The sequence below is a fragment of the Flavobacterium pisciphilum genome, from assembly GCF_020905345.1.
Lineage (GTDB): Bacteria > Bacteroidota > Bacteroidia > Flavobacteriales > Flavobacteriaceae > Flavobacterium > Flavobacterium pisciphilum.
On record NZ_JAJJMO010000001.1, the window covers coordinates 3,026,000 to 3,052,291 of the forward strand.

Annotated in this window: 34 protein-coding genes; 8 read left to right on the top strand and 26 right to left on the bottom strand. The window is 33.2% G+C overall.

Annotated elements, in window-relative coordinates; translation table 11 throughout:
* Positions 1 to 7 precede the first annotated feature (7 nt).
* Entirely contained in the window at positions 8 to 1,129 is a 1,122-nt protein-coding gene (locus LNQ49_RS12790) for a Clp protease ClpP (RefSeq protein WP_229989291.1), read from the bottom strand.
* 126 nt (positions 1,130 to 1,255) lie between these two features.
* Between LNQ49_RS12790 and LNQ49_RS12795 the strand changes: the two genes are divergently transcribed.
* From LNQ49_RS12795 to LNQ49_RS12825, 7 genes are all read left to right on the top strand, one after another.
* A complete protein-coding gene (locus LNQ49_RS12795) occupies positions 1,256 to 1,699 on the top strand; it encodes a transposase (RefSeq protein WP_229989293.1) in 444 nt (147 codons plus the stop codon).
* On the top strand, positions 1,699 to 3,267 hold the full coding sequence (locus LNQ49_RS12800) for a hypothetical protein (RefSeq protein ID WP_229989294.1): 1,569 nt from the start codon (positions 1,699 to 1,701) through the stop codon (positions 3,265 to 3,267). Before LNQ49_RS12795 ends, LNQ49_RS12800 begins: the two co-directional genes overlap by 1 nt.
* Entirely contained in the window at positions 3,268 to 3,735 is a 468-nt protein-coding gene (locus LNQ49_RS12805) for a phage protein Gp36 family protein (RefSeq protein WP_229989295.1), read from the top strand.
* A gap of 55 nt (positions 3,736 to 3,790) precedes the next feature.
* Positions 3,791 to 6,349 (top strand): phage portal protein family protein, encoded by a 2,559-nt coding sequence (locus LNQ49_RS12810; protein ID WP_229989296.1) that lies wholly within the window; start codon positions 3,791 to 3,793, stop codon positions 6,347 to 6,349.
* Positions 6,350 to 6,459: 110 nt separating this feature from the next.
* Entirely contained in the window at positions 6,460 to 8,205 is a 1,746-nt protein-coding gene (locus LNQ49_RS12815) for a phage tail tape measure protein (protein WP_229989297.1), read from the top strand.
* Between the two features lies 1 nt (position 8,206).
* The gene (locus tag LNQ49_RS12820) at positions 8,207 to 8,716 is read left to right on the top strand and encodes a phage virion morphogenesis family protein (RefSeq protein WP_229989298.1); all 510 of its coding nucleotides are present in this window, start codon (positions 8,207 to 8,209) and stop codon (positions 8,714 to 8,716) included.
* A gap of 18 nt (positions 8,717 to 8,734) precedes the next feature.
* On the top strand, positions 8,735 to 9,250 hold the full coding sequence (locus LNQ49_RS12825) for a hypothetical protein (protein ID WP_229989299.1): 516 nt from the start codon (positions 8,735 to 8,737) through the stop codon (positions 9,248 to 9,250).
* A gap of 1 nt (position 9,251) precedes the next feature.
* Here LNQ49_RS12825 and LNQ49_RS12830 read toward each other — a convergent pair whose 3' ends face one another.
* The 15 genes from LNQ49_RS12830 to LNQ49_RS12900 form a co-directional block, all read right to left on the bottom strand.
* Entirely contained in the window at positions 9,252 to 9,839 is a 588-nt protein-coding gene (locus LNQ49_RS12830) for a hypothetical protein (RefSeq protein WP_229989300.1), read from the bottom strand.
* Positions 9,840 to 9,841: 2 nt separating this feature from the next.
* Complete coding sequence (locus LNQ49_RS12835; protein WP_229989302.1) at positions 9,842 to 9,988, bottom strand: hypothetical protein; 147 nt, start codon at positions 9,986 to 9,988, stop codon at positions 9,842 to 9,844.
* 81 nt (positions 9,989 to 10,069) lie between these two features.
* Positions 10,070 to 10,498 (bottom strand): hypothetical protein, encoded by a 429-nt coding sequence (locus LNQ49_RS12840; protein WP_229989304.1) that lies wholly within the window; start codon positions 10,496 to 10,498, stop codon positions 10,070 to 10,072.
* Between the two features lie 263 nt (positions 10,499 to 10,761).
* Positions 10,762 to 10,977 (bottom strand): hypothetical protein, encoded by a 216-nt coding sequence (locus LNQ49_RS12845; protein WP_229989306.1) that lies wholly within the window; start codon positions 10,975 to 10,977, stop codon positions 10,762 to 10,764.
* A gap of 1 nt (position 10,978) precedes the next feature.
* Positions 10,979 to 11,224 (bottom strand): DUF3850 domain-containing protein, encoded by a 246-nt coding sequence (locus tag LNQ49_RS12850; protein WP_229989307.1) that lies wholly within the window; start codon positions 11,222 to 11,224, stop codon positions 10,979 to 10,981.
* Complete coding sequence (locus tag LNQ49_RS12855) at positions 11,225 to 11,455, bottom strand: hypothetical protein (RefSeq protein ID WP_229989308.1); 231 nt, start codon at positions 11,453 to 11,455, stop codon at positions 11,225 to 11,227.
* A 72-nt stretch (positions 11,456 to 11,527) separates the two neighbouring features.
* Entirely contained in the window at positions 11,528 to 11,935 is a 408-nt protein-coding gene (locus LNQ49_RS12860) for a hypothetical protein (protein WP_229989310.1), read from the bottom strand.
* 1 nt (position 11,936) lies between these two features.
* A complete protein-coding gene (locus LNQ49_RS12865; RefSeq protein WP_229989312.1) occupies positions 11,937 to 12,560 on the bottom strand; it encodes a hypothetical protein in 624 nt (207 codons plus the stop codon).
* Positions 12,561 to 12,633: 73 nt separating this feature from the next.
* Complete coding sequence (locus LNQ49_RS12870; protein WP_229989314.1) at positions 12,634 to 12,831, bottom strand: DNA translocase FtsK; 198 nt, start codon at positions 12,829 to 12,831, stop codon at positions 12,634 to 12,636.
* A gap of 1 nt (position 12,832) precedes the next feature.
* Positions 12,833 to 13,462, bottom strand: coding sequence for a DUF3164 family protein (locus LNQ49_RS12875; protein ID WP_229989315.1), 630 nt, complete (start codon positions 13,460 to 13,462; stop codon positions 12,833 to 12,835).
* A 12-nt stretch (positions 13,463 to 13,474) separates the two neighbouring features.
* The gene (locus LNQ49_RS12880; protein ID WP_229989317.1) at positions 13,475 to 13,759 is read right to left on the bottom strand and encodes a hypothetical protein; all 285 of its coding nucleotides are present in this window, start codon (positions 13,757 to 13,759) and stop codon (positions 13,475 to 13,477) included.
* A 4-nt stretch (positions 13,760 to 13,763) separates the two neighbouring features.
* Positions 13,764 to 14,078, bottom strand: a complete 315-nt coding sequence (locus tag LNQ49_RS12885) for a hypothetical protein (protein ID WP_229989318.1) — start codon at positions 14,076 to 14,078, stop codon at positions 13,764 to 13,766.
* Positions 14,075 to 15,001: an ATP-binding protein gene (locus LNQ49_RS12890; RefSeq protein ID WP_229989319.1), complete on the bottom strand. Its 927-nt coding sequence runs from the start codon at positions 14,999 to 15,001 to the stop codon at positions 14,075 to 14,077. The genes LNQ49_RS12885 and LNQ49_RS12890 overlap by 4 nt, the downstream gene beginning before the upstream one ends.
* Positions 15,002 to 15,012: 11 nt before the next feature.
* A complete protein-coding gene (locus tag LNQ49_RS12895; RefSeq protein ID WP_229989320.1) occupies positions 15,013 to 17,184 on the bottom strand; it encodes an integrase catalytic domain-containing protein in 2,172 nt (723 codons plus the stop codon).
* Positions 17,185 to 17,192: 8 nt separating this feature from the next.
* Positions 17,193 to 17,372 (bottom strand): hypothetical protein, encoded by a 180-nt coding sequence (locus LNQ49_RS12900; protein ID WP_229989321.1) that lies wholly within the window; start codon positions 17,370 to 17,372, stop codon positions 17,193 to 17,195.
* 96 nt (positions 17,373 to 17,468) lie between these two features.
* Between LNQ49_RS12900 and LNQ49_RS12905 the strand changes: the two genes are divergently transcribed.
* Entirely contained in the window at positions 17,469 to 18,338 is an 870-nt protein-coding gene (locus tag LNQ49_RS12905) for a LexA family transcriptional regulator (RefSeq protein WP_229989322.1), read from the top strand.
* Positions 18,339 to 18,445: 107 nt separating this feature from the next.
* On the opposite strand, the gene LNQ49_RS12910 is transcribed toward LNQ49_RS12905, so the two are convergent.
* The 10 genes from LNQ49_RS12910 to LNQ49_RS12955 all read right to left on the bottom strand — a co-directional run bounded on the left by LNQ49_RS12910 (position 18,446) and on the right by LNQ49_RS12955 (position 26,291).
* Positions 18,446 to 19,054, bottom strand: a complete 609-nt coding sequence (locus LNQ49_RS12910; RefSeq protein WP_229989324.1) for an outer membrane beta-barrel protein — start codon at positions 19,052 to 19,054, stop codon at positions 18,446 to 18,448.
* A gap of 9 nt (positions 19,055 to 19,063) precedes the next feature.
* Positions 19,064 to 19,690, bottom strand: a complete 627-nt coding sequence (locus LNQ49_RS12915) for a porin family protein (RefSeq protein WP_229989325.1) — start codon at positions 19,688 to 19,690, stop codon at positions 19,064 to 19,066.
* A gap of 33 nt (positions 19,691 to 19,723) precedes the next feature.
* Positions 19,724 to 20,362 carry a flexirubin biosynthesis protein LolB2 gene (lolB2, locus tag LNQ49_RS12920; RefSeq protein ID WP_229989326.1) on the bottom strand — a complete coding sequence of 213 codons (639 nt, stop codon included), beginning with the start codon at positions 20,360 to 20,362 and terminating at the stop codon, positions 19,724 to 19,726.
* Positions 20,328 to 20,963 carry a flexirubin biosynthesis/transport protein LolA2 gene (gene lolA2 / locus LNQ49_RS12925; RefSeq protein WP_229989327.1) on the bottom strand — a complete coding sequence of 212 codons (636 nt, stop codon included), beginning with the start codon at positions 20,961 to 20,963 and terminating at the stop codon, positions 20,328 to 20,330. Before lolA2 ends, lolB2 begins: the two co-directional genes overlap by 35 nt.
* A complete protein-coding gene (locus tag LNQ49_RS12930) occupies positions 20,953 to 21,729 on the bottom strand; it encodes a polysaccharide deacetylase family protein (RefSeq protein ID WP_229989328.1) in 777 nt (258 codons plus the stop codon). The genes lolA2 and LNQ49_RS12930 overlap by 11 nt, the downstream gene beginning before the upstream one ends.
* The gene (locus LNQ49_RS12935) at positions 21,726 to 22,787 is read right to left on the bottom strand and encodes a beta-ketoacyl synthase N-terminal-like domain-containing protein (RefSeq protein WP_229989329.1); all 1,062 of its coding nucleotides are present in this window, start codon (positions 22,785 to 22,787) and stop codon (positions 21,726 to 21,728) included. Before LNQ49_RS12935 ends, LNQ49_RS12930 begins: the two co-directional genes overlap by 4 nt.
* Positions 22,788 to 22,866: 79 nt before the next feature.
* The gene (locus LNQ49_RS12940; RefSeq protein WP_229989330.1) at positions 22,867 to 24,069 is read right to left on the bottom strand and encodes a beta-ketoacyl-[acyl-carrier-protein] synthase family protein; all 1,203 of its coding nucleotides are present in this window, start codon (positions 24,067 to 24,069) and stop codon (positions 22,867 to 22,869) included.
* Positions 24,070 to 24,261: 192 nt separating this feature from the next.
* Positions 24,262 to 24,519 carry a phosphopantetheine-binding protein gene (locus LNQ49_RS12945; protein ID WP_229989332.1) on the bottom strand — a complete coding sequence of 86 codons (258 nt, stop codon included), beginning with the start codon at positions 24,517 to 24,519 and terminating at the stop codon, positions 24,262 to 24,264.
* Complete coding sequence (locus LNQ49_RS12950; RefSeq protein WP_229989334.1) at positions 24,507 to 25,154, bottom strand: 3-oxoacyl-ACP synthase; 648 nt, start codon at positions 25,152 to 25,154, stop codon at positions 24,507 to 24,509. Before LNQ49_RS12950 ends, LNQ49_RS12945 begins: the two co-directional genes overlap by 13 nt.
* Entirely contained in the window at positions 25,155 to 26,291 is a 1,137-nt protein-coding gene (locus tag LNQ49_RS12955) for a beta-ketoacyl synthase N-terminal-like domain-containing protein (RefSeq protein WP_229989335.1), read from the bottom strand.
* Between the last annotated feature and the right edge of the window lies 1 nt (position 26,292).

The following is a 26,292-nucleotide window of genomic DNA, read 5'->3' on the forward strand; positions in this document are numbered from 1 at the left end:
TTACTTTTTACTTTTTGTATTTGGCTTTTAAAATTTCCTGAAACGTTTCCGGTTCTTCTTTAGCCAAAGCTTCAAAACCTTTTGGGTCTTCTTTTTGCCATTTGTCAAAATCCCAGTTTTCACGACCTACAGGAGCATTATTTTTACCTCCATTACCTTGCATTTGACCTGTAATAGATTGACGTGCCGGAATAGCTGCTAAAACAGTTTTTAAAACTTCAACACCGGAAGCAGTCGCAATACCTTCATAAGTTGCCACTTGGTCTTGTGTAATTTTACCCGCTTTTTTAGCAGCTTCGATTTCTGCAGTAATTGCAGCTTTTCCTTGTATAGCTAATTTTTCTTCTAAAGCTTTAGTTTTTTCATTAGCTGCTTTTACATCGGCTTCCGCTTTTGTTATTTTACCTTCATAGTGATTTCTAACAGCATCAATAATAGCTGTGTCTGAACTTTCAGCAGTTACACCTTGTAAACCCAAGGCTTCAATAATTGGTTTTTTCATATCGTTGTCTAATTTTATATGTGAGGTTTCTTTCTCCGTTAATAATGCAGTAAATTGGTAGTACATCCCTTGAGCACCTAATTCTTTAGGATTAAGATTAGCCATTAACGTATCGCTTTCCGGTTCAATAATTTCAGATATTAAACCTTCTTTCAAAGATTGTTCGGCATCGAACCAGTTATCACCTGTCATCCATTTAGAAACATAGCTTTCAGATTTACCAGTGCTATCAACTAAAAGGAATTTGAAGTTTTTTTCAATTGACCTTAAAAGCTTTCCAGTATTTTCATGGTCGTTTGCGTTACCATGGGTACTACCAGATGGGGCGTGAATCATCAAATATCCATTTCGTACCATACGAGGTTTCTTTTTGCGGGACTGACTGATTATTGCACCCATCGAAGCAGCTATACCAATGATGTCAATATTGTTAACATTTTTACTGTTTTGAATAGTGTTATATATAAGATTTCCGTCAAACACAGAACCTCCATAAGTGTGGAGCTTTACATCAATATCATTGTATTGTCCTTCCATTTGAGAAAAAATAGAAACGAATTCCATTCCATCACCATCCCAAATTTGACCGTATGCGGTTATCGTATTTTGCTTAACTAAAAAATTCATTTTTAAAACTTTGAAGCAAAGATGTGATGATAAAACACGTTATAAAAAATAGTTCGCAAGGGTTGCAACAATTTTAGTTTACACCTTGATTTATAAGGAAGTTTGCATTTAAAACACTATAAAAATATGTCAAGTTTGCTCACAAATCAGGCGAAAAAAGTAATGGCCGAACGAATGTTTGTTGAAGACGGAATGACGGCAAAAGCTATTGCTGAACAATTAGACGTATCTGAACAAACATTATCAAAATGGAGAAAAGGAAAAGAAGGAGAAAAGTCTTGGGATGATAAACGTGCTGAAATGTTGGCCTCGCCACATAAGATTAAAGAGATTTTATTAAAAGAGCTAATTCTTGTAGCAGGTGGTGAAAAATCGAAAGTAGATGCTGATGCTTTAGCAAAAATTAATAAGGTGATTGAAAGTCTTTCCGATAAAATTAGCGTTCAAGTGGTCTTTTCCGTTTTTAAAGAATTTGATAACTGGATGGCAGATCAAGACCCAAAAACAGCAATCTTATTTACTGAATGGCACAAACAATTTTTATTATATAAAATTAATCTTGAAGGCTAATGACTCCAGCATTACAAAAAATACTTAAGCAATACGAGGAGCATTGTAGAAAGGTAGGTCAAGCGACCACGATTAACATAAATGAAAAGCCTGCAGATAAAATCAAACGTATCCAAAATCTTGAAGAGGACTATGTTAGATGGTTTGAGCATTACTTCCCTATGTATGCTAAAGCTCCTTGCGCCCCTTATCATATCGAAATGGCTGATTTGATCATCAATAATAAAATTATTGATATTCTGCTTGAAATATATCGTTCAGGTGCAAAGTCAGTTCATGCTGACATGGGAATTCCGCTTTACTTATACTATACAAAAGATTTGTTTTTCATGCTTTTAATAGGTCAAACAGTCGATAAAGGGAAAAAACTAATATCTGATATTCAAGCTCAATTGCAATACAATCAAAGACTTTTAAATGATTATGGCAGTCGCTATAAATATGGTGATTGGTCTGAAGGTGATTTTAGTACCATTGATGGTGTAAAGTTCGTTAGTCGTGGTTTTCGTCAGTCAGTTCGTGGTTTAAGAGAACAAGCGGAACGACCAGATTACATTGTGATTGATGACGTTGACAGCAAAGAATTATGTAACAACGAAAAACGATCACGTAAAGCTTATGAGTGGGTTTGGGAGGATTTAAAAGGAACTTTTGACGAAGGTTCAAAACGTAAACGCTTCGTCTGTGCAAACAACAACTTTCATAAAAACACCATTATTAACCAACTAAAACAAGAGTTTGAAAGAATAAATGTAAAGGCACAAGATGCTAGACGTAAAATTAAACACTTTGTAGTTACAGCTAAAGCAGTTTTGGATTTACACACATTTGAACCTTCATGGCCACAAAAAACAGATTCCGAATATTGGCGAACCAAGTTTGAAGAAACTCCCTATCGTTCCTTTATGCGTGAATACATGCACGTACACATTCAAGATGGAGAAATTTTCAAACCGGAATACATTCAATACAAAGAAATGTTATCACTTGATCAGTATGAAGGATTGTGTTTCTATGGGGATTTATCTTATAAAGAAGCGGGAGATTATAAAGGAATGGGACTGATTGGGAAAAAGGGACGTGAGTTTCATTTGATATTTTGCTTTTTAAGAAAGTCTTCACGTAAGATATTAGCTCAGTGGTTATACGATCTTGTTGAAGATAACAAGCTACTAGATTATAACATTACATATCAAATTGAAGGATTGTTTGCAATGGATGATTTTGTAAATGATTTTGATGTTGAAGGCGATGAGCGTGGATGGTATATTCCAGTTACTGCAGATAAAAAAAGTAAAACGGATAAGTTCGACCGTATAGAAAGTATGGCAGGATATTTTGAGAGACGAAATGTATTTTTTAATATCAAATACAGAGGAAATAATGACTATCAAACTATGGAAGATCAGTTGTACGCTTTTGAAAAAGGAAGTGGAGCTAACGATGATGGCCCAGATTTCTTTCAGTCCGGAATATCCAAAGTAAACCAAATTACATTCGTAACCAAATTTGAACCAAAAACCACTAGCCGAAAAGATTTATTAAAAGACAAAAAAAACAGATTTTAGATGAGCCGATTTATAAAAGATAGTGATTACGCCGTACTAATTCGTACCGAAATTAAAAACATTTTACTTGAAAATTATAGTGAAACCAAGCTTTTAAGCGCTGAGCAAATGGCGATTTCTCAAATCAAAAACTATTTAGCGGGGCGTTATGATGTAGGATTGATTTTTACACCTCCTTTAGAACCTGTTGAAGGTGAAAACCCGGGCAATCAAATTGACACCCGAAACGCTCATATTGTGATGATCACTATTGATTGTGCATTGTACCATTTATATTGTTCAATTGCTCCAAATAAGATTCCTGAACATCGCAACAATCGATATCAAGATGTTATGGAATGGCTCAAATTGATAGCAGAAGGTAAAGGCTATGCAGACCTTCCACTAATCAAGGACGAAACTACAGGAGAAGTTAAAGACAATTTTAGATTATCAAGTAACAACAAAGCTTCTAATAACAAATGGTAGCGAGTGTAATTTAAAACACGTTTAAACTCAATTCTAAGGCACAATTATATATTTTATGAGAAAGAATACAAACAAACTACTTAACAACCGAAATAAGGGCTTTTTTTCGCCCGTTGCAAAATCTGACACTCAACCTGTAAAATCAGTAAAGCGTGCGGATGCAATCATTATGCAAGTTGCAAAAGCATATAAAGACAGAAGTAGAAAAGATATCCAATCTTGGAGAACAGCACTTATGGCAATCGACCATATTGACACACCAAGGTATAATCGTTATTTTGATTTAGTAGATGATTTAAAAACAGACGGAACTCTTGTGAAAAATGTAATTCTTAGAAAGACCGCTACGTTAAGTGTTGGATTTCAAATAAGAAATAGTAAGACGGGAGAAATAAACCAATTGGCCACTAAGCTTTTTAATCAGAAATGGTTTTATCGTTATCTGAGTCTTGAACTAGACGCTATTATTTTCGGAACAAGATTACTCGAATTTTTAGAGTTTAATGGCAAAAGAATTAAAATATCTGTTTTGCCATCTAGAAATTTAGTTCCTAGTCAGAAAAGGTTTTACCCTGATTTATCCAAAGACAAATCTTTCATTCAATATGATTCTGAAGAAAATAAGCCATGGGTTTTGGAATTAAACCAAGATGATTCTTTAGGTCTTATAAATAACATCATTCCCAATCTTATCTGGAAAAAAAATGTAGCACAAGCTTGGGCTGAATTTTGTGAAAAATTTGGAATGCCTTTAATATCTGCTACCACAAATAACAATAATGCAGCACATATTGATAATGTTGAAAAGCAATTGTTAGCATTAGCAGAAGCTTCTGTGGGTGTATTTCCTGAAGGAACAACTGTCAAGTTTGATGAGGCCAACAGAACGGATGCTTACAATGTTTACTCAAAATTTATTGAACACAATACTACTGAAATTTCGGGTGTTTTGGTTGGTTCTAATACTATTGGAAATAATGAAGCAAATCGTTCCAACACAGAAGTACATGAACGCTCATTAGATTTCAAAATTAGTCAATCCGACCGTAGAGATATAGGCTTTAATATCAATGATGAACTATTGACCTTATTGAAAATTCAAGGCTATAACTACATTTCTGATGATGACGAATTTGAATGGATTGAAAGCAAGGAGGAAATTGATCTAAATAAATTTTGGGAAATCGTTAAAGGCTTTATGGAGGAATATGATGTTGACGAGGAATGGCTATCTAAAACTTTTAGCATCCCTATTATCGGTAAAAAAAAAAGCCCCAACCCAACTTTAACGGAGAATACGAGTAATGCTGTAGCATTATTTAAAATGCCAAATTATCCAGTTTCGACATGTTGCCCTGGATACGAATTTCCAACAGCTGTAGCTAAGCCAAAAAACTTAGAGGATTTAACTAATAGACTACTTGAAGCCCTTTGGAAAAACGAAGATACTAAAGGCATTGAAGGTAATTTGATTGTTGAAGAAGCTTTACAATTAGTACAAGGTTTAAAATCCGGTTATGGCGCAATTACCGGTTACAATACTCCGGATTCCTTAGCCTATCAAATGATGGAATATAACTTGTTTGAGTTTTCAGCATCGAAGACAGAAGCACGTTTAGCTACAATGACCGATTTGCTAATTGACCAGGAGAAAAACCAAATCAGATCAGAAGCTGATTTTAAGAAACTGGCTAATGAAAAAATCAAAGATTTAAATCAAAACTATTTAACAACTGAATATAATCTATCGGTTGCAGTCGGTCAAAATTCAGCAGCATATCAACGATTTTTATCTGAAAAGGATACAGTTACATCGTACGTTCAATATCAAACTGCAGGAGATTCTAAGGTGCGAAATGAACACGCTAAATTGGATGGTAAAATTTTCAATTTAAGTGATCGTGAAGCTATGAAGTTATTTCCGCCAAATGGTCCGGGTTGTCGTTGTGAGTTTATACAATATAATCGCACTCCACAAGCAGGCGAAGTAATGAGCGGTAAAGTAGCTCAGGAAATGCTTGACGCTGAAAATGCGAACTGGTCAAAAAGTCAATTCAATCTTAACCGTGGTGATTTGAAAGAAGTGTTTACTAAATCTCAATTCTACAGCGATATAAAAGGACTTCCAAAAAAGTTAAATGATATGACGTTCGATAAATATGATTTACCTAAATGGAGTGAATTTAAATCTGATTTAAACACTATTTCACTTGACGAAAGCATTACAACAGAAAACGTAAAGGAACTGTTTAAAAAGGATAAATCCGGGGCATTTATGGGTTTTAAAGATTACTATGGTCGTAAGATGGTTTTAGCTGAAAAGAATTTTGAATTTCATACAAAAGGAAAGTATATAAAACCGAACGAAAACAGACATCAACTATTCCCACATATCAAAGATATATTGAACCAACCTGACGAAGTTTGGTATAATACTCAGGATAAATTAGACGGCAAATTTCAGTCCAGGTACTTGAAGTTTTACAATGATAAAATTATAGTAATTGATTGCGAAATGTCGAACAAAGGTCTAGAAGTTAAAACGTGGTATGAAGCAAAAAAAGAAGACCTAAACTTGCGCAAAGGTCTTCTTATTAGGAACTCGAAAAAATAACACCCTCAATTAAATGAACCCTTCACGCTATGTATTCCTTATCTCAGTGAGCGCTAATGTTAGAGGCATCATTTTTACTTGATAGTACAAAGATATAAAAAAATAACAATATGGCTAAAAAATCAAAATTAGAGTTGATGATGGAGCTTGGCGATAAGATGTTTAATAACAAATTATCTCAGGTTCAGGCAAAGCTTTCTAGTGCCACAGAAAAAATGGAAGGCAAGTTAAAAAGTTTTAACATGTCACAAATTAAAATTTTTTCCAATATTGGCGAAGCGTTTGACCCGGTTAAGATAAATCAAATGTCTGAACTATTCGACAAGGTTTCCGAATCATTAGACTTTACTAAAGAGATCAATAATACTAAGACAGCTTTACAGCAAATGGATGTGAGCAATTTAGAGGAAGTGAATAAAAAAGTACATCAAATTAGTAAGGTTTATGGTGAGGACAGCTTAGAAATTGCAAAATCTGCCAATGCAATGACCAAACAGCTTGGAGGAACTTTTGAAAGCAATTTAGCCATACTTGAAGCCGGTTATCAAAAAGGTGCAAATCTTAATGGAGATATGCTTGACCAATTTAAGGAATACAGCCCGCAAATTCGAGAGCTTGGTTTAGATGCGTCACAAATGTTAGCCATCATGTCTAATGCAGGAAAACAGGGCATATTTTCAGATAAGGCAATTGATTCTATTAAGGAGGCTAATTTATCGCTTAAAGAAATGGGACCCACTCAGGTCGATGCTTTAAAAGGTATCGGATTAAGTGTAAAAGATTTAGCCGGAAAAACTTCATTTGAGGCCGTTCAAATGATTTCTAAAGCTATGGAAGGAGCAACAGCTCAGGCAAAGCAATTAGCTTTAACAGATATTTTTAAAGGGGCTGGTGAAGATGCGGGAATGAGTTTTATTTTAGGGTTGGGAACTATGGAACTTGACCCTAACAAAATAGAATCGTTTAAACAAGCTGATGAAGGTTTAAAAACATGGATAGCTAATTTACAAACTTCAATAGCTGATGGAGTGGGTGCATGGATGCCGGCAATTGAAGCATTTGGTTCAGGTGCAAGCACTATAAACGAAATTACAGGATTATTTGGCGGTATGTATGACATTATGAAATCGCTTGGATGGACAACCAAAATTGCTACTGCAGCCCAATGGCTTTGGAACATTGCATTAAATGCCAATCCAGTAAGTTTAATTGTTATCGGAATCGCTGCTTTAATTGGAATTATTGTTCTCGCTATAAATAAATGGGACGAATGGGGAGCGGCGTTAATGTTATTTTTGGGGCCAATTGGAATGGTCGTAGGTGCTTTTAAATCAGTTTATGATCATTGGGAAAGCATTAAAAAGGCTTTCGAAACTGATGGAATTATAGGAGGCTTAAAAAGAATAGGACTTGTTTTATTAGATGCTTTATTGAAGCCATTACAACAAATTTTGGAATTAGCTGCAAAAATAGATCCGACTGGTTTAGCTCAAAAAGGCCTTGATAAAATCAAACAATTTAGAGAGTTAAACAATCTAGTTACACCAGGAGAAAAAGCTGCTAGAACAGCTACAAAATCAGCAACAGAAAACAAACCACAAAGCCCGTTATTAAAACCGCCGGTTATTGATGGCAAGCTAGCTCCCGATGGCAAAAAGAAAAAACAAGGCGATGATTTAAACAGAGTTGCCGGTTCTGCTAATCAAATACGTAAAATAGATATCCGTATTGACTCATTCAATAAAGGCGGAATAAATGTGGCTCAAAGTGCTTATGAAGGTATGACCAAAGATGATGTCGAAGCGTGGTTTAAAGAAATGATGAGACGTGTAATGATTAACGCTGAAACAGCTTAGTATGCAGGATTTTATAGTTAAACTTAACAGATTATCAAAGCTCTACAAAAGATTCCCTGAAATGGCCGCTATTGAAGCGGTCAATTTCAGTAAGGAAAGATTTGTTCGTAAAAATTGGGTTGATAAAAGTGTTAGTCGTTGGAAACCTCGAAAACCATCACCTGAATGGCATACCGATGCACAAAAAAAAGCTGCTGCACGTGGTTCATTAATGGTAAAGTCTGGACGTTTGAAACGTTCGATTAGAAAAATAAAGGTGACCAGGAATAGTGTAACAATTGGTACTGATGTTCCTTATGCTGAAGTACATAATGAAGGTGCGGTTATTAACCAGACAATCACAGTAAAAACGCATAGCAGAAAGCGCAAAGGACGTACTGAAACGGTAAAAGCACACAGAAGAAAAAGAAAAATGACAATACCGGAAAGGCGTTTTATCGGTGAGTCCGCATTGCTTTTAAGAAGAATTGAGAGATTAGTCCAAAAGGAAATAAATGAAATTTTAAAATAGTTTAAACCCCGTTTAAATATGAATACATTCTATAAAAAAACAATTGAAACTTTTGAAAAGGTAGAAAACAAACAAAAGTTTCTTGATAAAAACATCAGTCCGGTACAGTATATTGATCTGTATGCCGGTCAGGAACAATTTGAAGAAAATTTCGAGCTTTTTTCACAGCCTGCAATATTGGTGGATTGGGATGTCGATTACCAAACACAGCCCCCAACAGCAACAATTACCTTCTATTGTTGCTATGAGCAATTGCGTGATACTTCAAACATTTCACTAAATAGAGAGCTTGGTTTAAAGTTCCTGGACTACGTGGCAATCATCGATAGCATAGCCGGAACTATCGAAAGCGAAGAAACCGGAAAACCTGAAATTGTTTCTGAAGGTTTTCATAAAATGGATAGCATTGTAGATATCTACTTATTGACTTATGAATGTAGTTTTAAGGGAAGAAAAAACCCGCTTGATAAATACCAAGCGGGTGATTATGATAAAATAGATTTAAACGGAAATCTAAAGTATGAGTTTGATTAGATCAACTTTTTATAGCTTCTTTTGCAATATTAAAATCTTTTATAAAATCAGTTGTGTTGTCATTGTATTTTGTGTTTGATATTACAATAGAAGCTTTTCCATTAGGATTAACCGTGAACACTGCAAAATCTTGTTTATAATTCTTTGTGGCTTTATTTGACGGTGTTTCATTTGTTGAAAAATTGGTATCGTACAAATAAACAAATAATGTTGCAACATCATTAAAATCTCCGTTTATTTCGATTGATTTAACTACCTCCAAACCATAAGCCTTAAAAGTATTATATTTTACTTTAAGCGGCTCTCTGTGTGTTGGATTGGTGTAAACTTCAAACTGAAATCCGTTTCCACTTGGTGCACTTTGTTTTGGATTCATTTTTAAATTATCCGTTACTAATTTACGAATATTATTAAGCGAAATATTCAACTCATAATAGGTGTTTTGTAATGGCAAATACTCGTTATAAAAAGGCAATTTATTGGGGAAATCTACACTAATTGGCTGTTGAACATCATAATCCCAATCTGGACGGTTTTGGGCTATTAAAAGTGTGGGTAATAAAAGTAATGTAAGTAGTAATTTTTTCATTTTTATAGTGCTAAATGTTGTAAATTCTTATCAAATATAAGAAATAATACTAAAACGAAAATCATGCCACATAGAAAACCAAAAAACAATCCCTTTAAAAAGGATTGTTCTTTTTCTGCTTCAATTAAAATCTTTGTTATTTGTTCCATTGTGTAAATTTATTTGAACTATTAGTAATTTAATTACGGTTTTCAGTAATACCGTTTATTTATTATACTTTTTTGAAGATGTTAATACTCATCGTTATATCTTTTTTGATTAATCCATGTTACCATGTGCGCTTTTGATTGTCCTGTTTTCTTTAAATCTTCATTGTAATTTTTTAGCGACGTAAAGCATTTTATTTTACTCACTAAATCAAGTTTTTCAAAAGCTTTTTGTGATAACTCTTTTTTCCTTTTGAGTTCGTATTTTTCCCAAAAAGCGTCAAAAGAATAATCTTCAAGCTTCAGCTCAATAGTTACTATTTTTCTAAACTTAGACCATTGTTCTATCATTTCTACATTTTCAGGAAATGTCTGTTTTCGAAGCAAATTGATAAAACTGGAACCTTTTAAATTGATAAAACAGTGCAGGATTTTATCCGATTTTCTATACTGAAATATCCATTTTTCCTTCGTTTCAATAAACGTAACTTCATATGTTATAAATTCTTCCATTTTCTCTTATTTTAATAAGTACTTAACTGGTTTTGTGTGTATGAAATTCTTTGATATTTCGAGAGCTTCTCTTTTTAATCTTGCCTCATATTCAAAAATCGATTCTGTTTTATTGAGGCCTTTTTTAGGTATTGTTTTGGTATGCATTAGGCAAGTTTTTGATTTAAAACATCAATTGTTTTTTGAATTTGTCGCCTAATATAAACATCCTCAACACCCTTTATTTCCTGTATTAATAAGAGCTCTAACATATCAGCTTCATGTTATTTAAACGATATTTTTACCTTTGTTTTCGTATTAAGTAAGTCGGTTTTAAGCTTTAACTTACTAAACTTGCTTTCCAATATTGTTACAACATCCAAGGCTATTGATAAAGTTGATTTTTCCCGTCTTGTGTGAGCCTTTGAATTATAAATAGGCTGTAATGTTGCTGTGATGATTGTTATTGCTTCGTGTGATAATCTTAAATCTACTTTCATATTATAAAGGTTTTGACATTTGTAATACCACATATTGAGGGTCTAATCCTTCAATGTTTTTAACAATGAAATCTACTTTTCGGATAACCTGACAACCGGTATATTTTTTGGTTTTAGGGTCATATTCATTAAGAATAAGAATGTCGTATTCCTGATAATTCCGATCATTTTTTCGGACTTCTACTTTCTTTAATCCCAACAGTACATTTTTGTAGTGTTCAGGATGAATTTTTAATTCATGTTCCATTTAAAAAAGGGTTAATTGTTCGTTTTCTGATTTATTTTCGTGTAATTCTCTTAGCTCTTTCCTAGCATTAATGCCTAAATAAGTATCGAAGGTTCTTTTGCTAATATGAAATTCATGTTCAATATGCTTATAGAAAATTTCTTTGAAAAACAGACCTTGTTTGCGGTGATGCAAAACAATGGTCTGAACTTTCAAAACTTTTGTTAAAAAATTTTCTCTGTTATAAGCCATTTATATTATCTTTGGAGCCACACAACCGCCAAGTTGAATAGGCTCTAGATAGAAATATTTAGGGCTTTTTTTTTAGTTTGTAGATGGTTTTGGAATACCTGTAGCATGATGCCACGCTTTTGTTCCGGTCTTTTCAGCACTACTTTCATAGTTTGCTTCTAATGCTCTAAACTGCTTTATCAATTCGTCTAATTCGTCATAATTATAAGCGTTAAGCGCTTTTTTATGAATTGATGAGTTATTCATCCAATTATTAAACTTTGTCCAATTATCCGGTTCTTTTATGCCTGTTTTGGTAGCTAAGGTTAAAATCATACTTCGCTTGCGCTTCATTATCAATTCCATTTCTGCCGAAAGGGATTGTTCGCTTTCCAATTTTGGCGTTTCAGCAACACGTTTATTATTATTTAAATAGTTATCTACAGCACTATCAGAATCCGAAAACGTGTTGAATGTTCTGTTAAATTTCTTCCTTTCCATATTAAAAAAGTTTTTGTTGCACAGGTGTATTCTCTTTTTTATCCCAAATAACTAAGGTTTCATTTCCGCCATATCGGCTACGTGGATATGCTTTATATTTTGACACATACAATTTGATATCGCACATATACTCAATATCTCTAGCGGCTTTATTAGCGGGTTTATCCTTATTAGCCCAACTGGTTACAATGAATGATTTTCTAGGAAAGCTTTTAACAAGTAGCTTAAATTGTTTAGTTGTTAGTTCAGAATAATCCTGACTATCTATAACAACAATTCTTGCAGAAGCTCTACGTTTTAACCTCGTTAAAAGTTCGTCAAAAGTGCCACCAGTCATAAACATAACTTTGCCTTTTACTTCTTCCATTGAGTTACGGATAACGGCAGCTTGAAGTGATTTAGAATGACCCTGCTCATAAGAGAAATAATCTGCTTTTACATTGAACTTTAAGCATAATTCCTTAATAAACTTGACCACAAGTTCTGTTTTCCCACCCCCTGAATCACCAGTAACCGACATTTTGAAATTCTTTTCGATCAAGCCGAAACTGTCTAGCCATTCGCCTTCTATGTCATAAACATCGAAGGACTTTTCTTGAAATTGTGTGATTCCGATTGCTTTCATTTTTACTAATTTTTCATTTTTCGCTCCCACTTACGACTCGAACGTAAGCGTATGCCATTTGGGAATTTTAAACTTAAGAGATAACAATTCTATCTAAATAAAACTCTCCTTTATTCTCTTTATCTAGTATTTCAAGATCTTCCATTTGCTTCATTATTTTGTTAGCTCTATTGTATCCTAACTTAAATTTTATCTGCAAAAGTGTAGTTCTAATTTTGCCGTTTTCCTTAGCAAATTTTATAGCCTCATCTAGTAGTTCGTCATGTTCCATTTTATAAACTACTGATGTTTAAATCAATGTTTTGATATTTACCATTTTCATCTTTTAACCAAATTCTAAAGTAAGTTTTTGATGATGGCCTTCTGATTGCTTCACTAATGCAATCACAGGCTTTCGTAAAAAGTTCATTGCCTACCCTTACTTTGTATTTTGTGATTTTCAAAACTTGTTTTACATCTAATTGTCCGTTTCTTTGAGTTGAAAAAGCATCAGTTATCATGTCTTTTACAAATTCATTTTTACTTTCGATGTTCTCATTTAAAAACTGATCTAAATAATCCTTAGCAGCTAAAATGGTTAAGTCATCAAACTTGATTGGTTCAGAGTTAGATACTTCAATTTTGATACTTCTGTTAAAGTTGTACCAGGTGAAATTTCCTTTTGATTCCTTAGCTAATTCTTTAGATTTCATAAAGGCTTCAAAAGCTTCAGCTGATAACTCCTGTATCATCTTTTTGAAATCTGACAATTGCTTGTTTAATGCCAAAGCTCCTTTGATTAACTTAGCTGATGAGCGTTCGAATAACTTTTCAGTTGGTGTAATTCGATTAAAAGGAATAACGGTTCCTGATTCGTCAATCCATTTTAAATCCTTTGCTGTGTGTGTGATTTTATTCTCCATTTTCTTGATTTATTAATAAAATTTATGTTCTCTAATATCTAAAGTGTCGCTTTCTATAGGTTGTAAATTGTCCGATTCTTTTACTAATTCTAAATCTTCCGGATTAACACCGTTAATGATTACATTTCCAAAATACACATCTAAATAAGTCTTCTGCCTGTGGTTTTTTCCTGTAATGATCACTGGCATTCCTTTTGTGATTATTTCGCCTCCAACGTTTTTTATTTCGTTCAAAACTGTAGCTCGTTTGTTCTCGAAAAAGGCGTTAGATGATTTTTTAACAAAACTTTCTCTCATGGTCTTAAACTTTAATGTTAGGCATTTGGTTTTCTTCCAATTCTATAAGCTTTCTTACATAATAATCCCGCTTATGTTTTTTAGGTGCATACTCAAAATGATTTCCTTTTTCATTATCAAAAAGCCAGTCATTTAGTTCTTTAATTTGGTTTTCTAACCATTGTTTTGATACTGTCATAGTTTGAAATTTTGGTTTTAAATTATTGTCTGTTTCGGTTTGCCACATAGCCTTTGCGATTGCACCGCTGTAGGCTTTTACTATTTTGCTGAAATCATTTTTTATAATCAGCAAGCTGCTTGAGGGATAAAATGTCATCATAATGGAAAAAGTTCGTTTAGTAATGAAATAGTAACTTCTTGGTTTGTCTTTTCGGCTTCTTCAAGTGCCGTAATACAAATGTTTCTTAGGCTGTCAAAGTCTTTTACACGAGCTTTTAGCCAATTTTGAGAGGGTTTATTGTTAATGCCTAATTCATTGCAAATACACTCTATATCTTCGCCTATTGATGGGTCTAAATTTGTCCAACCAAATGACCAACGACGGTTTGTTTGTACAAAACCATTCTTTCTACGTTCAGCACCTTTTAAGAGCATTTTTTGAACATCGATTCCAATTACAATTACTGCAGCATGGCCTTCTAATTCATCAGCAATGGTTTTTACTGTTGGAATATTTCCGGCTTTTGAGTTTTCAAATTCATCAATGATCAGTACTGGATTATTTCCTAAATTTTTAATTTTTTCGCAAACTCTTTTTACAATTGCGCCTTTGGTTCCGGTAGTAGTCACACCCACTTCAATTGCTAAATTGATAGCAAACTCTTTTGAGTTTTCGATACCTGAACATTTAACCAGGAATACTTGTGTAGGATATTTTCTTTTGTACATTCCTGCAGCATAGCTTTTCCCAAGTCCGGTATCGCCATCTACACCTAATCTGATTTTCTTTTCACGTGCATTATCGAAAGTGATAATGGATTGTTTGAAATTAAACGTATTGAAGTGATTCCAGTATGTTTTTTCTAACTTGAAACCAATTGCAAAAGCGATTGCTTCATAATATTTATCAGCAATTTTCGCTTTTCCGATAGCTTCATTTCCTTTTGCAATTTGATTTACATAGGCTTTATCGATGCCGGCCAATTTTGCTAATGCTACCTGAGTAGTGTTGTTTTCAACCAAATACGCTTCAATCGCTGCAGGTATTTGCTCTAGTTTCTGAATTTGTGTTAACTTTGCCATAGATTTAAAATTTAAGCCGACCAATCAGAGCTATTAAAGTCTCTATTTACTCTCTGTTTGGTCGTGTTTTTAAGGTTATTATTCTCGTTATTTATTTGATTTTCATTATAAGTTTCTTTGTTAGCTCCAAGCGCAATAGCATGAGTGTATCCTAAATCATTTATTACTTCATTTAGTGAAGCTTCAAAATCATCTATAAATTCAGTTTGTTTTGCTTTTCTGCCTTTCAGATGCCCTAAAGCATTAGATTTAGTTTCGTCAGTTTCAGCATGTGATTGTGAAGCGCCTATTGAACGAGGACAAGTCATTATAAACTTTTCATCTAGTGTATATAAGTCTGCAAAATCTTCATCCCAAACCACTTTTACTTCAGCTCCTGTAGTGTAACCGGTAGCTTTAGCAATAATTTCAGTTCCCGCACCGCCAAACTGTGGTATTTCAAATTGAAATTGTTCAGTTTCGCTATAGCCTTTTGTACGATAAACATTTACATAACCACGCATGTAACTAACATCTACTTTCGTGTGTTTTGCGAACAAATAGCGCATTACAACAGGTTCAAGCGGTGCGCAATTAGGGTGTTTAATTGCGAAACGTTCTACAGGAGCTACACCATCACGTAGTTTCGTAGTATTCCAACGCTTAACTAATTCATGCATTTGAATTATTGCATCTTCATAAGTTGGCATATCGTCGATATTGATATGATCGGGATTTGCCTGACCTTCGATACCAGTTCCCCAAGATGTTGAAAGGAAGTTTTTAATGTCTTTTAAACTACGTTTAAACAAACGGAATTGCGTTTCTGCAGGATTCGCTTGTGAGTTACCCGCTTCAATAGTTCTTACTTTATTAAAAGCAAGGTTTAAGAAAGATTTACTTTCTTTTGATGTGAAGGCTCCGTGATTATCGGATATAAATTCGAACATAGTTTGTTTGCCTCCGTATTCGATAGCCATTTTAACAGCTTCCTGCATCATTTCGGTAGTTTCTTTATGATCGCCTTTAGGAGATACTGACCATCCGGAAATATGACGGCTTGCTACATCAGTAATCAAAATCACATATAGTTTCATTGTTGACCATTTACCGTTTGCCTTTTTGTATTTGTAATTGATAGTTCCTGAACCATCACCTGCAAATAATGAGTGTGCATATTGCAATCTTTCGGTTGTTACATAAGTCTGAACATGTTTTTTATAATGATCTTCACCATGACGAGCTTTTGCGGTCAATATTGATTTATTAAAACGTGTCAAATGATGGCAAAAAGTACGATATGCAATAGGTTGCAAATCAAATTCCTGAACATCTTCACAATAGTCACGTTCCCAAAGTGTACGGATATACTCTTTTGACGAACCGCCCGGATTCATGTATAAATGAAACATCATGGCTTGGTGTATGTCGAATTGGTATATCTGACCTGTAGTTTCGTCAACTAAAGGGTATTTGCCTACAATTTGAGCATTGTCATTTCCATATTTACCAGAAATAAAGAAGTTCAATTGTTCTTTTAAATCTCCTGATAAAGAAAATTCGTTTACTTTATTACGCAAATAAGCTGCAGAATTAATTTTAAATCCTTCCAGTTCCAACGGTGCTAACATATCAGTACACACTTGGTAGAAGTCTTGTTTTTTATTAATTCCTAAAAGCTTAAAATTGTCGTTGTATAATTGTTTTATTATCCACAAACACCAAGCACGTCCGGTTGCCATTTGTTCAGCTTGTTTTTGATTAAAGCCTACCATTGCACCGTACATGTAATAAGTTATATCAGTATTGTCAATGAACGAATTTACTTGCGTCTGAATAGCGTTTTTAACTTGGTTTTGTTTGCTTGATTTGTCGGCACTTTGCAGAGCTTCATACGCTTGTAGAAGCTCATGCTTTGCGCCAAATGTTGAGCGGTAATGTGTTGGTTTACGATCAGGCAAACAGTCATAATCATAATAGAAAGTACCGTTTACTTTTCCCCAACGCCACGCACTACCGGTATTCGGTAAAAAGTCTCCATATTTATAACCTTTTTGGACTGACTTTTTAAATAATGCTCTCGCACGGGTTCTTAAATATTCTTCCGTTACCTGACAAACTTGTAATACAAGTCGTTGCGATACCCATAGGGTTTCACCGTCTTTATAATTACGAATTAGGATGTCGTTAGGTAAAAGCTGCATCTTTGTGACTAGTTGATTAACATTTTTTCTAGTTCAGCGAACTTCTCCATGATCTTTTTTGCAGCTGCAGACTTTTGATTTCTCTCGTTTATCACAACTTTTTTACAATACACTTTACTACTACCAGTCATGGTATGAAGTAGTTCCCATGTCTTAAATTTTCTTGCTTCGGTTATTAGTATGCTCATATCTTAAAAAATTATATACCTTTGTATCGTTAGAGTGATACAAATGTAAGCAATTTGCATACAAAAGCAACAAAATGAGTACATATTTTACGCAATATGAGTACAGAAATTAATAAAAGCCTTATTTTAAACGCCTTGAAAGCCCATTACGGATATAATTCTGATAGTGATTTTGCTGATTTTTTAGGAATAAAGCGACAAACATTATCGTCTTGGCATAGCAGGAATACATTCGATGTAGAGCTTTTGTATGCAAAATGCGTCAATATTGATGGCAATTTTTTACTTACTGGAAAAGGATCGATTGAAAAACGAAATGTAAAGGATATGTCACAGTCTGAAAATGTCACAAAAACTGTCACATTTTCGGAACAAACGAAAAGTAAAGAAAATGTATCACTTTCACTAAATGAGAAACCGGACAACCTATCTAGTAGAATGCCAAAGCTTGTTACTGTCGATAGCTCCGGAAAAGACAATGTTGTTTTAGTACCTGCTAAAGCAGCTGCAGGATATTTGGTAGGTTATGGTGATTCAGAATTTGTACAATCTCTACCAACGTTCAGTTTACCTAATATTCAGAATGGTACTTTTAGAATGTTTCAAACTTCAGGACATTCAATGTTTCCAACTCTTTGCGATGGTTGCTATGTAGTAGCAGAGTGGGTTGAGAATTGGTATAAAGACATAAAAGACAATAGAGTATATGTAATTGTAAGTAATGATGGAATATTAGTTAAACGTGTCTTAAATCGTCTAAAAAAATATGATAATCTTTATTTGAAATCGGATAATAGAAAAGAATATCCAAATATTTCACTTGAACCACACCAAATAAAAGAGGTTTGGGCTGTAAAAATGCACCTTTCTTTTGAATTACCTGATCCTGCGGTATTATATGACCGTGTAGGTGACTTAGAAGCGGAAATCGACCACATTAAATCACTTTTGAAGTCCAAAAATTAAACCTTTTTTATAGAAACTTCAATTTTTGGTCTTTTTTATTAAAGTAGAATTAAACCTTTTTAAACCTTTTTAGGTATTAATGTCTTATTTTATAGTATATATTTGGTTTAGCCCCTAATACTATTAGCTCCATTTGCATAATAATTAGTAAACGCATCTGTTAAGCCTTTTTTAATTCTTGTCTCAAACGAAACTCCATTTTTCAGACTGTATCCTAATCCTCCAATAATTCCTAAATCGATATCTTGTCCTTTGTTAAAATTTCTTTCTTTGTCTTTAGGATCTACTTTAAATGTATCTGCAATAAGTATGTCACAAAAAGGACCAACTAAGACATAAAAACTTTCAGTAAAATTAAATTTATTAATCGTTATTCCTGAAATGTATTGCAGTGATGCATTTACATTAGCTTCTTGATAACCAGTAGTAAAATAACTATTTGTTCCAGAGTCATAAATAGTTGTGGTTCCCATAGAGAGGTTTCCTTTACCTCCTTGTCTGGAATATGTTAATTCAGGTTGTAATGTATAAAATTTCGAAAGTTTTAGAGCTCCAAATGCTCCGATATAAAAATCGGTTTTGTTTCCAAGATTTGAATCTGTCAATTTTGAAATGTTAATTCCGGCTTGAATCCCCGGTCTAAAAGTTACTTGTGCTTGTACTTGAAAGATTACTATAAATGTAAAAAAAGAAAATAATAAGTTTTTAAAATTCATTAGGGGGATTTATTTTGTTTTAAATGTATAAGTTATTCCAAGTTGGAAGACTTGATTTAGCACAACGTCATTATAGTGGTAATCGTTATTGCTGTCTTCATAAATATAGTCGTTTCCAAAAATGTCAAGAAAACCTTGTTTGATTCTTGCCTCAAATGATAAGCCATTTGGCAATGCATAGCCAACACCACCTACTATAGAAATATCAACATCTATAGGACGATCATAGTTTGCAAAATTATCTTTAACTCTAAAATCTATTGAAGGACCAGCTAATGCATAAAAAGGGTGACCTCCAAAGTTGAATTTATTAATGGCACTTAATGAAACATAATCTATTGAATATGTTTTTGTTTTTGAGCTACTGTAATTAGGCATTGGTGAAAAGAAATTTACATATTCGCTTCTAACCCCTTGTCTAGAGTAATTTACTTCGGGTTGAAGTGTGTAAAAACGATTGAATTTTATAGCTACAAACCCACCTAGATTGAAATCTACTTTTGCCCCATCGGCTTCAAAATTTGTTAATCGGGTAAAATTCAATCCTCCTTTTACTCCTGGTCTTACAGTTACTTGAGCTTGTGTGTATAAGGTTCCAACTAGAAGAACAACTGCAATTAATATTACTTTTCTCATTTTAATTTTGTGTTGATTAATAATTTCTATGATTTATTCTGTTTTGAGATAATTTAATTCAATTTTTAACTTTATATTTTGATGTAAAATCTCAATTTTTTCAGCAAAAATATTGTTTTCTGAACTAAAACTAATAGTTATTTTTTCTTTTGTTTGTGAGGCATGCACCACCTTTTCTAATTTCTGATTTTCTTTAGATAAAAATATAAAATTATATTGTTTGCCATCTTTAGATTGGTAAATAGTATTGGTTTGGTTTTCAAATTGTTTCTCAATCAGGTAATCCTTTCTAAGAAGCAATCGGAAGTCTTTTTTCAAGGTCGAGATAAGAATTTTTCGGTCTAATTCTGATACAATTGAGTTGACTTTAAAACTTGCCTCCGAAATTTCAAAGTCTAGTAATTTATTACCAAATTCAGTTGTGAATACAACGCGATGTGTGGTGTCATTTATTTTTTTGGCGATAAAGATCCCTGATAATTCATGACCATAAACAGTTATGTTTGCTTTATATACATAATCCATTTCGGGACTAGAAAAATAAGGCGCTTGATAAGATGTTTTTTCTAATGGTTTCGGATTGTAATCTCTCGTAATTTTTTGACCACAAGAAAACAGAAAACAGATTAAAAAGCAATTAATTAGTAAAAACGGAGTCGTCGATTTTTGCATTTATTACTTTGTTTTTAAGTACAATTCGGGTGTAATCTTCAGAAGATTCAAGTAATTTTACTTGAACGACTGTAGCATCTTCTTTATCAAAAGTCAATTCTATTTGTTTAATGTACTTCTTTAAAGTTACATCTTTTGGGATAAATTTTGCAATGTTCTGGTTTTTTGATTTAAAATAGCTAATGCTAAATTCCTTATCGTCAAACATATCGCCACTTACACTACCAACAATAAGTTTATTGATTCGACCAAAAATTTTACTGTTTCCAATATCGACAGCACTTTTTTTGCCTTCGTCATTAATCAAGATTTTACCGTTTTTAAAAACAATACTATAATTATATGGTTTTTTGTATTGCCATTGTAATAGGTTCGGTTCCTTAAAAATCATCTTTCCTGATGTTTCAATATCCTTTGATAAGAAATCTAAATGTTTGTATTGTACAAAATCAGTACTTAATGTTTTGATTTTTTTAGAAACTAGATTAACTGATTGTTTGAAAGTTGTAATCTCACTGTCAGACATTTTTTGTTCTTGTGCAAACAAGTTCATAGAGAACAGGTTCAAGATTATTGCCAATAAATATAATTTAGTCTTCATATGCTTTAAGATTCAATAATTTTTCAACCGAAATCACGGTATAATTGTTTTGTTGCAAAAATTGCAAAAACTGTTCCAAGACTAAAACGGAATGCTTAGCCGTATCATGCAAAAGTACAATTCCGCCTGGAGAAACTCGCTTTATAATGCGATTGTAAATTATTTTTGGGTCTTGGATGCCGCCATCGAGTGACCGAATATTCCAACCAATTACTTTATGACCACTTATCTGTAATGCTCTGCGAATAGATGGTGTGGTTACGCCATATGGAGGCCTAAAGAAATTTATTTTTTTTGAGGTAAATTTTTCCAGAAGTGTATCAGTTTGTTTAATTTCTTCAAGTATTTTTTTGGCATTGTAGAAATCAAAAAAATGAGAATGGCTATACGAATGATTCCCAACTTGATGCCCTTCGGATAAAAGGCGTTCTATGATTTCAGGATGTTTCTCAATGTTTTTTCCAATGCAAAAGAAGGTGGCTTTCGCATCGTACTTTTTTAAAAGGTCTAGGACTTCTAATGTAAACATGCTTGGACCATCATCAAAAGTTAATGCAATTTTCTTTTCGGTTAAAGATGGATTATTGCAATAGGCTTTTACATGGTAATTAGAATTTACTCGTGCCGAATTTATAGCAGCAATGCTTAACCAGATTATTCCAATCAATACAAACCACAAAAAATGGATTGCGATATAAAGTTTCGTAAGAAGCAATAAAAGCAATATGATGATAAAAAACAAGGATGTTTTTTTATGCGTTATCATTTTGAAATTAATGTAAAACTATGGTCTTTACCGTTTAGTTGATTGTATAATAGAATAGTATTATAGGCAGGCTTTTCTAGTGAATTGACTTTTATTAATTCTGGGATGGTTTGTGTCTTAATGATTTTAGAACCTACCCATAATCCAAAAGCTGATGCTGTATTATATTCTCCACATAAATGTTTGTAATAAACCTGTGGTGTATTTGCGAAAGCAGTAGTAGTTAAATTTTTATAATAAGAGTCGAATTCAACATCACCATTAAAACCTAAAAGAACAGCATCAATATCTGAAATTTCTAATTTATTAGATTTTAGAAATTCTATAATCTCAGCTTCGATTTCATCTTCTTGTAGAACATTTTTAATTTCTACATCTAAGAGTTGAGCGTAGGTTGTCTCTTTTTTTTCATTTTCTAAAACAAAAAAACTAGCTCCTTCGCCATAGATATATCCTTTTGTAGTTTCGCTTAAAAGGAGGTAAGGTTCATCACTATCTTCTTTAATATATCCTGCTAATTTAAAAAGAGATATTGTATAGTCTCCATTTTCATCAACTCCACCTACTAATACTGAGTTGGCCTCGTTTCCTTCTATTTGCATTTTTGCATCCAAAAGAGCCGACTCAAATGATATTGCACCATTTACATAAGTAAAATTATATCCTTTGCATTGTAATGTTAGGGCAATTTGCGCTCCAACAGTATTGTGTGTTGATTGGATAAAAGCTGTTGGTGTTAAGAACTCCTCGTTATTATCTATGATTGCTTTTAAGAATTTTTCTGAGTCTTCAATGCAACCCATTCCAGTCCCAGTAATGATAGCGTCAATATTGGCAACATTGGCTTCTTTTAGGGCATAAGCTGAAGCTACAATCCCGTTTTTGATTCCATTGGCCATTCTTCGACTTGCAACAGGAGAGATAAAATCCTTGTAAGCAGGTTTTTTTAAGAATAAGACAGTATCATTTTTATTCCATTCAGCGTCTTCCAAAAAAACGGTATCAAATGTTTTTTGAGCTGAAAGACAACCAGTACCATTTATATATGTTTTTTTCATGCGAAGATTATATTTGTTTTTTTAAGGAATAGGGAATCGTCATTCTTCATTTTAGATGTTGTTTGAAATATTGCCGATTTCATTCGCTTTTAGAAAATATAAGTGTGGAACAGTTACCGCCAAATCCAAAAGAATTTGATAATACGTGTTTGATTTCTTTATGTTTTAAAGTTGTTTGTGGCGTTAGATTAAATTCTTGCATTGGAGTTTCAAAATTCAAACTTGGGAAAACCACATTGTTCTGAATTGCAAGGATACTATAAACAGCTTCGATTGCAGCAGCAGCAGCTAAGGTATGACCTGTAAAAGGTTTGGTTGAGCTAAAATCTGGAACTGGGTTTTCTTTATAAACTCTAAGTATAGCTCTTCCTTCTGATAAATCATTATTAGGAGTTGCTGTTCCATGAACATTTATATAATCGATATCGTTTGGATTTAAAGCTGCAACATCAAATGCTTTTTTCATGGCTAGGTAAGCACCGTCACCATTTTCTGAAGAGGCAGTTTGATGAAAAGCATCATTGGCATTGCCATAACCCGAAACACGAGCCAGTACTTTTTTGTTTTCTTTTGTTACAATCTCATCAGATTCCAAAACTAAAAATGCAGCTGCTTCACCTAGATTTAATCCTTTACGTTCATCATCAAATGGTTTATTATATCCATCAGATAATATCATTAAAGTTTTGAAGCCGTTGATTGTGAATTTTGCCAAAGCATCAGTTCCACCAACAACTACACGATCTAATTTTCCTGTTTTTATTAATCTTGCACCGAGCATAATTGCATTTGCAGCCGATGAACAGGCGGTACTTATTGTAGTAACCATGCCTTTTAGTCCAATTTCGTCAGCAATTTTTTGAGCTACATCTCCGCAATTATGACTAATAATGTATTTTCTTATTTCGGGATTATCAAAATAATCATAATAATATTTCTCGGTCATATCCATTCCACCAACACTTGTTGCTGAAATTAATCCTGTTTTGTATTCGTTTATGGATGTAATCCCTGCATTTGAAACTGCTTCTTTAGCAGCAATTGCTCCAAGTAGTGCTGTTCTTGAAAAGTTATTTTCTTCGTCGAGTTGTAATTGAGCGATTAACTCTGCATTGGTTTTTTTTATTTCACCAACCTTAATAACATCGGCATGAACTGTCGAAATGTTTTCGATAGTTGTAATAGCAATTTTGTTATTTATTAATGAAATATAATTTTCTTCAACTGAATTTCCAATTGAAGAAATTATTCCCATACCAGTTATAGCAACGCCTTTTACCATTCTTTAGACTACTTAGATTGTTTGAATTTTAGACTACTTAGATTATAAATTCTAAAAGTCAAATTTTAAGAAGCCATCAAAGTCTAAACTCTAATTACGCTTCTTGAAACTACTTTAATCTTTTAGACTTCTTGGAGTTTAAACAATACTTTTATCTAAGTAGTCTAAAAATTCTAAGTAAGTCTAAGAAATCTATTTCGTTCTGTTTGCTTTAATATATGCTGCCATTGATTCGATTGATTGAAAAATTACTTTTCCTTCTTTCGGATCAACTAATTTAATTCCGTAATCTTTATCTAGAATAACGATTAATTCCAAAGCATCGATAGAGTCTAAACCTAAACCATCTCCAAACAATGGGTCATTATCATTAATGTCTTCAAGAGTAATATCTTCAAGATTTAATACAGTAATAATTTTATTTTTTAATTCTAATTTTAATGCCTCCATGGTTGTTTTTTATATAATGTTTCTATCGTTTCGTTTTGGTATTTCGGGTTTTCTTCTTTACCAATCAGGCAAAGAAAAGCTTTATATTCTTCATTAAAAAACTCAACCCATCCACAAAGTACTGTTTCTGCTTTATTAGTGTGTAAGAGTGTATTTGCATAACTACTTATGAATTCTGGATTGAAAGCGTCAAATATAAAGAAAGAATTTTCACTTTTTAGTTGATGGCGGATACTAATTTCTCCCAAGCAAATATTTGGTAAAGTATAAACAAAAACTGCCGGACTTGGGTAATAGTTTTCTTTATCAGATATTGATTCCTGATACTTTACATCAGTATCAAGACTTGAGGATTTATTTGCAAGAACTAAGGCGGTATTGTTCTCTATTTGTTTTGCCAGTTCACTATCGCTCGGCTCTAATTTCAAAAGTAATTCGGCTCCTAAAAAAGCAAGTTTGCTTAAGGAATCCATTTTGAAAAACTTCGGATAATTTATTTCAAAATTGCGGTACGCTTGTTTCGAAAAGTCAGCAAAAGCAGTTGGTTCTATTTTGAATATAGACGTTCCGTTCAAAACAATTTCGTTGTTTTCAATCGTACAATAATCGTATATGTATGTTTTGTTTTGAGTCATTTATTTTACTTTTTCAAAAATCACTGCAGTATTGCTACCTCCAAATCCTGAAGCTGTTTTTAGAAAAACATTGATGTTTTTCTTTTCATTTTTTCCGATGATGTTAATTGGTTGACTTACGCCCATTTCATCAAAACCTAAGGAAACAAAAAGTGTATCACGAAGGACTGACTCAATTGAGATTACTGTTTCTAATAATCCTGATGCACCCAACGTATGACCGTAAAAACCTTTCAAACTATTTACCGGAACTGTTTCCATCTCTAATCGATTGAAAGCAATGGCTTCCATTTCGTCATTAAAAGGAGTTGCGGTTCCATGTGCTGAGATATAATCGATATTTTCAGGTTTGATTTGGGCTTCGTTCAAGGCATTTTGTATACTTCTGAATAAACCTTCACCTGTTCTTGAAGGCCCTGATATATGATTGGCATCATTTATAGAACTATCTCCTGTAATTTTTATTTTAGCATTTTTAGCATCAGTAGAAACTAAAACTGCAGCTGTTGCTTCACCAAGACTTACACCTGTTCTATGTGCAGAATAAGGCTTGCAAGGCAGACTACTCATTGCTTGAAATGCATTAAAACCAGATAATACAAATTCAGAAACTTCGTCACCTGCAACAATAAAAACGTTGTCATAAAGCTCACTTTGTAGCATTCTTTTGGCAACCGAAACAGCTAGAATTCCAGAAACACAAGCATTAGAAACTACAATTGGTTGGGTTTTAAAACCGAAAAAAAGTGCTACGTTTTGTGCCAAGACATTTAAATGTGCATTTTGAAAACTCTCTAGAGAATCATTCTTTAATGCTGTAATATTTCCTTTTGTTGTCGAAAGTATAAAGGCTGTTTTTGAATTTAAATCTACTTCAGAATTTTTGATAACGGGATCCAAAGCCAAAATCATCATTTTTTCTAATCTAGAATAGTTGGTTTCAGAACTAACTTTGGCAAAAGCAGCATTTAGCTTTTCGTCATTTATAATCGAAGCATAAAATGGATTAGGCATCAAAGAGGAATCTTCATGCTGTTCAATTCCAGATTTACCACTCACTATAGCATCAATGTTTGATGGAACATCAAATCCTAAAGGGGTGATACAATTGGTTTGTGTGATATATACTTCTCTCATT

Excerpts from the sequence above, each read along its gene's own strand:
- LNQ49_RS12790 (WP_229989291.1), bottom strand. The coding sequence starts at position 1,129 with ATGAATTTTTTAGTTAAGCAAAATACGATAACCGCATACGGTCAAATT.
- LNQ49_RS12795 (WP_229989293.1), top strand. The coding sequence starts at position 1,256 with ATGTCAAGTTTGCTCACAAATCAGGCGAAAAAAGTAATGGCCGAACGA.
- LNQ49_RS12800 (WP_229989294.1), top strand. The coding sequence starts at position 1,699 with ATGACTCCAGCATTACAAAAAATACTTAAGCAATACGAGGAGCATTGT.
- LNQ49_RS12805 (WP_229989295.1), top strand. The coding sequence starts at position 3,268 with ATGAGCCGATTTATAAAAGATAGTGATTACGCCGTACTAATTCGTACC.
- LNQ49_RS12810 (WP_229989296.1), top strand. The coding sequence starts at position 3,791 with ATGAGAAAGAATACAAACAAACTACTTAACAACCGAAATAAGGGCTTT.
- LNQ49_RS12815 (WP_229989297.1), top strand. The coding sequence starts at position 6,460 with ATGGCTAAAAAATCAAAATTAGAGTTGATGATGGAGCTTGGCGATAAG.
- LNQ49_RS12820 (WP_229989298.1), top strand. The coding sequence starts at position 8,207 with ATGCAGGATTTTATAGTTAAACTTAACAGATTATCAAAGCTCTACAAA.
- LNQ49_RS12825 (WP_229989299.1), top strand. The coding sequence starts at position 8,735 with ATGAATACATTCTATAAAAAAACAATTGAAACTTTTGAAAAGGTAGAA.
- LNQ49_RS12830 (WP_229989300.1), bottom strand. The coding sequence starts at position 9,839 with ATGAAAAAATTACTACTTACATTACTTTTATTACCCACACTTTTAATA.
- LNQ49_RS12835 (WP_229989302.1), bottom strand. The coding sequence starts at position 9,988 with ATGGAACAAATAACAAAGATTTTAATTGAAGCAGAAAAAGAACAATCC.
- LNQ49_RS12840 (WP_229989304.1), bottom strand. The coding sequence starts at position 10,498 with ATGGAAGAATTTATAACATATGAAGTTACGTTTATTGAAACGAAGGAA.
- LNQ49_RS12845 (WP_229989306.1), bottom strand. The coding sequence starts at position 10,977 with ATGAAAGTAGATTTAAGATTATCACACGAAGCAATAACAATCATCACA.
- LNQ49_RS12850 (WP_229989307.1), bottom strand. The coding sequence starts at position 11,224 with ATGGAACATGAATTAAAAATTCATCCTGAACACTACAAAAATGTACTG.
- LNQ49_RS12855 (WP_229989308.1), bottom strand. The coding sequence starts at position 11,455 with ATGGCTTATAACAGAGAAAATTTTTTAACAAAAGTTTTGAAAGTTCAG.
- LNQ49_RS12860 (WP_229989310.1), bottom strand. The coding sequence starts at position 11,935 with ATGGAAAGGAAGAAATTTAACAGAACATTCAACACGTTTTCGGATTCT.
- LNQ49_RS12865 (WP_229989312.1), bottom strand. The coding sequence starts at position 12,560 with ATGAAAGCAATCGGAATCACACAATTTCAAGAAAAGTCCTTCGATGTT.
- LNQ49_RS12870 (WP_229989314.1), bottom strand. The coding sequence starts at position 12,831 with ATGGAACATGACGAACTACTAGATGAGGCTATAAAATTTGCTAAGGAA.
- LNQ49_RS12875 (WP_229989315.1), bottom strand. The coding sequence starts at position 13,462 with ATGGAGAATAAAATCACACACACAGCAAAGGATTTAAAATGGATTGAC.
- LNQ49_RS12880 (WP_229989317.1), bottom strand. The coding sequence starts at position 13,759 with ATGAGAGAAAGTTTTGTTAAAAAATCATCTAACGCCTTTTTCGAGAAC.
- LNQ49_RS12885 (WP_229989318.1), bottom strand. The coding sequence starts at position 14,078 with ATGATGACATTTTATCCCTCAAGCAGCTTGCTGATTATAAAAAATGAT.
- LNQ49_RS12890 (WP_229989319.1), bottom strand. The coding sequence starts at position 15,001 with ATGGCAAAGTTAACACAAATTCAGAAACTAGAGCAAATACCTGCAGCG.
- LNQ49_RS12895 (WP_229989320.1), bottom strand. The coding sequence starts at position 17,184 with ATGCAGCTTTTACCTAACGACATCCTAATTCGTAATTATAAAGACGGT.
- LNQ49_RS12900 (WP_229989321.1), bottom strand. The coding sequence starts at position 17,372 with ATGAGCATACTAATAACCGAAGCAAGAAAATTTAAGACATGGGAACTA.
- LNQ49_RS12905 (WP_229989322.1), top strand. The coding sequence starts at position 17,469 with ATGAGTACAGAAATTAATAAAAGCCTTATTTTAAACGCCTTGAAAGCC.
- LNQ49_RS12910 (WP_229989324.1), bottom strand. The coding sequence starts at position 19,054 with ATGAATTTTAAAAACTTATTATTTTCTTTTTTTACATTTATAGTAATC.
- LNQ49_RS12915 (WP_229989325.1), bottom strand. The coding sequence starts at position 19,690 with ATGAGAAAAGTAATATTAATTGCAGTTGTTCTTCTAGTTGGAACCTTA.
- lolB2 (WP_229989326.1), bottom strand. The coding sequence starts at position 20,362 with ATGCAAAAATCGACGACTCCGTTTTTACTAATTAATTGCTTTTTAATC.
- lolA2 (WP_229989327.1), bottom strand. The coding sequence starts at position 20,963 with ATGAAGACTAAATTATATTTATTGGCAATAATCTTGAACCTGTTCTCT.
- LNQ49_RS12930 (WP_229989328.1), bottom strand. The coding sequence starts at position 21,729 with ATGATAACGCATAAAAAAACATCCTTGTTTTTTATCATCATATTGCTT.
- LNQ49_RS12935 (WP_229989329.1), bottom strand. The coding sequence starts at position 22,787 with ATGAAAAAAACATATATAAATGGTACTGGTTGTCTTTCAGCTCAAAAA.
- LNQ49_RS12940 (WP_229989330.1), bottom strand. The coding sequence starts at position 24,069 with ATGGTAAAAGGCGTTGCTATAACTGGTATGGGAATAATTTCTTCAATT.
- LNQ49_RS12945 (WP_229989332.1), bottom strand. The coding sequence starts at position 24,519 with ATGGAGGCATTAAAATTAGAATTAAAAAATAAAATTATTACTGTATTA.
- LNQ49_RS12950 (WP_229989334.1), bottom strand. The coding sequence starts at position 25,154 with ATGACTCAAAACAAAACATACATATACGATTATTGTACGATTGAAAAC.
- LNQ49_RS12955 (WP_229989335.1), bottom strand. The coding sequence starts at position 26,291 with ATGAGAGAAGTATATATCACACAAACCAATTGTATCACCCCTTTAGGA.